4 protein-coding genes are annotated in these 3,228 nt (G+C 67.5%); all 4 read right to left on the reverse strand.

The genetic code is table 11. The features are described 5' to 3' along the window. Nucleotides 1-356: c-type cytochrome biogenesis protein CcmI (gene ccmI / locus JNK68_08490; protein MBL8540397.1), on the reverse strand; the 356-nt coding region annotated here is incomplete at its 3' end. After that, nucleotides 353-823 (reverse strand): cytochrome c-type biogenesis protein CcmH, encoded by a 471-nt coding sequence (locus JNK68_08495; protein MBL8540398.1) that lies wholly within the window; start codon nucleotides 821-823, stop codon nucleotides 353-355. The genes JNK68_08495 and ccmI, both read right to left, overlap by 4 nt. Then, nucleotides 823-1,347, reverse strand: coding sequence for a DsbE family thiol:disulfide interchange protein (locus JNK68_08500; GenBank protein MBL8540399.1), 525 nt, complete (start codon nucleotides 1,345-1,347; stop codon nucleotides 823-825). The genes JNK68_08495 and JNK68_08500 overlap by 1 nt, the downstream gene beginning before the upstream one ends. Then, nucleotides 1,344-3,228: heme lyase CcmF/NrfE family subunit (locus JNK68_08505; GenBank protein MBL8540400.1), on the reverse strand; the 1,885-nt coding region annotated here is incomplete at its 5' end. The genes JNK68_08500 and JNK68_08505, both read right to left, overlap by 4 nt.

Genomic DNA, 3,228 nt, shown 5'->3' on the forward strand with positions numbered 1-3,228 from the left:
CGCGGCGTGCCGATCTGCAGGTAGATGAGCACGGCTGCGATCGGCAGGAGCGCTGCGATCACGAAGACGAGGACGCGCGAGCGCGGGGCCGGAGTCGTCGGATGTGCAGCACCAGGCTGCACGTCTTCCAGCATGCGGCGCGCGAGCTCGTCGCGGTCCTGCTGCCATAGCTCAGGTGAGAGCGTGCCGAGCTCCAGATCGCCGTCGAGCTCGCGATTCTGCTCGCGATAGATGGCGAGATTGGCGGCGCGGCGGTCGGCCGCGCGCGCACTGCGCGATCGACGCAGAAAAGGGGGCAAGGCGAAGGCCAGCGCGAGCGCGACAAGGCCGGTGCAGACGGCAACGAACGCGGTCAAGGTGTCTTCCGGACGTTGTCGGAATCGAGGAGCGCAGCGGCAAGGCGCTGTTCTTCGACGCTGAGCGGGGCGGTCGCGGGGCGTGCGGCACGACGCCTCATGAGCACGAACCAGACAGCGACGCCGAGGGCGAGCAGCGCGAAGGGGCCGACCCAGAGCAGGTAGGTGGTTCCTTTGACGGGCGGCCGATAGAGCACGAAGTCGCCATAACGGGAGACGAGGAACTGCGTGATCTCGCGGTCGCTCTTGCCCGCTTTCATCATCCCGCGGATCTCGCGGCGCAGGTCTTCGGCGAGATCGGCGCGCGAGTCCGCCAGCGTTTCGTTCTGACATACGAGGCAGCGCAACTCCTTCGAGAGTGCGTGCAGTCGCGCCTCGATCACCGGATCGTCGGCGGCCGGGGGCGCCTCGCGGGCGAGCGCGCCGCATGAGAGCAGCATCAGCGCAAGCAGAAGCAGGCTGCGCATCACGCCGCGAGCTTCTTCACCAGGGGAAGGATGTTCTGCTGCCACGCCTCCGGCGTGAGCGGGCCGATCTGCTTGTAGCGGATGACGCCGTCGCGGTCGATCAGGAACGTCTCGGGCACGCCGTACACGCCGAAGTCGATGCCGGTGCGCCCTTGCGCGTCGACCACGCTCAACTGGTACGGATTGCCGAATTGCGTGAGCCAGGCGAGCGCATTCTCGCGCTGGTCCTTGTAGTTGAGCCCGACGATGGGCACGCTTCCCTGCTTCGCGATCTCCATCAGGAACGGGTGCTCCTCACGACAGGACACACACCACGAGGCCCACACGTTGAGGAGCCACACCTTGCCCTTCATGTCGGCGACCGTGAAGCGCTCGCCGGGGGCGTGCAGCTGCGCGAGATCGAAGGCCGGCGCCGGCTTGCCGATCAGCGGGGACGGCACTTCCGACGGCCTCAGGCCGAGGCCGACGAAGAGAAAGCCGACGACGACCGCGAAGATCGCCAGCGGAATGACGAAACGGGTCACGGGCGTTGGGTTCCCGGCACGAGGCCGGTGTCCGGCGGCGCCGGCGGCAGAGGCTGCTGCTCCTGCGATCTCGTTCGCGTGGAGAAACGGTAGCGGCGGTCGCTGACGGCGAGCAGTCCGCCGAGCGCCATCAGGATGCAGCCACCCCAGATCCAGTCGACCAGCGGCTTGTAGTAGACACGGACGATCCAGGCGTTCGGACCGATCGGCTCGCCGAGCGAGACATACAGATCGCGGAGTAGACCCGTGTCGATGGCGGCCTCGGTCATCGCCATGCCCGATGCCTCGTAGACGCGCTTCTCGGGGTGCATGACTTCCACCACACGCTCACCGGCGAGCACCGTGACCGTGCCGCGTGCTGCGCGATAGTTCGCGCCGGCGCGCTCCTCGACGCCGTCGAAGCGGAAGGTGTAGCCGCCCGTCGTCGTCGTCGTGCCGGGTTCCATCTTCACGTCGCTCTCGGTCTCGAAGCCGCCGACGACGGTGATACCGAGAATGAACACGGCAACGCCCAGGTGTGCGAGGTGCATGCCCCAGGTGCTGCGCGAATGCTTCGACAGGCGGCGCCAGAGGCTCTGTCCTCCCCTAGCGTGCGCGGTGCCAGCGAGCGACACGATCACCGCGGCGACCACCCAGAACGCGAGCAGGAAGCCCACCGCGATAAGCGGCGTCCAGGTGCCCATGACGAAGGGCAGGACGACCGCGGCCGTTACACCAGTGGCGAACGCCCAGCGCAGGCGCACGGCGAGCTCCGGCAGCCGCGCCTCTTTCCAGCGCGCGATCGGACCCACCCCCATGAGGAACACCGCCGGCGCCATCAGGGGAACGAACACCGCGTTGAAGTACGGCGGTCCCACCGACAGCTTGCCCAGCCCGAGCGCGTCGATCGCCAGTGGATAGAGCGTGCCGAGCAGCACCGTGCCGGCGGCGACCAGCAGCAGCACGTTGTTGGCGAGCAGCATCGACTCGCGCGAGACGAGTGCGAAGCTGCCGCCGAGCCCGACCTTCGGGGCGCGCCAGGCGTAGAGCGCAAGCGAACTGCCGATCACGATCGAGAGGAAGGCGAGGATGAAGATGCCGCGCTTGGGATCGGTGGCGAAAGCGTGGACCGAAGTGAGCACGCCGGAGCGAACGAGGAAGGTGCCGAGCAGCGAAAGCGAGAACGCGGCGATGGCGAGCAGCACCGTCCAGCTCTTGAAGCTGCCGCGCTTCTCCGTCGCGGCAAGCGAATGGATGAGGGCGGTGCCCGTGAGCCACGGCATGAAGGACGCGTTCTCGACCGGATCCCAGAACCACCAGCCGCCCCAGCCGAGCTCGTAATACGCCCACCAGCTGCCGAGCATGATGCCGAGCGTGAGGAACATCCACGCCACCGTGGTCCACGGTCGCGACCAGCGCGCCCAGGTCGCATCCAGCCGACCGGAGATGAGCGCGGCGATGGCGAAGGCGAAGGCGACGGAGAACCCGACGTAACCCATGTACAGCATCGGCGGATGCACCACCATCGCCGGATCCTGCAGCAGCGGATTGAGATCGCGCCCCTCAGCGGCCGCCGGCAGCAGCCGGTCGAACGGGTTCGAGGTGAGTAGCAGGAAGAGCAGGAAGCCGACGCTGACGAGGCCCATGACGCCCAGCACGCGCGCGACCATGTCGAGCGGCAGATGGCGGCTGAAGACGGTGACCGCCACCGACCATACCGTGAGCATCAGCGTCCAGAGCAGCAGCGATCCCTCGTGCGAGCCCCAGGTGGCGGCGAAGCGGTAAGGCAGCGGCAGCCGCGAGTTCGAGTGGCTGGCAACGTTGAGCACCGAGAAATCGTTGTTGACGAACGACCACGCGAGACAGCCGAAGGCGATCGCGACGAAGACGAACTGTCCCTGC

This window comes from Betaproteobacteria bacterium, assembly GCA_016791345.1.
Lineage (GTDB): Bacteria > Pseudomonadota > Gammaproteobacteria > Burkholderiales > JAEUMW01 > JAEUMW01.

What these genes read in the sequence shown, in the direction of transcription:
- JNK68_08495 (MBL8540398.1), bottom strand. Translation starts at nt 823, where the DNA reads ATGCGCAGCCTGCTTCTGCTTGCGCTGATGCTGCTCTCATGCGGCGCG.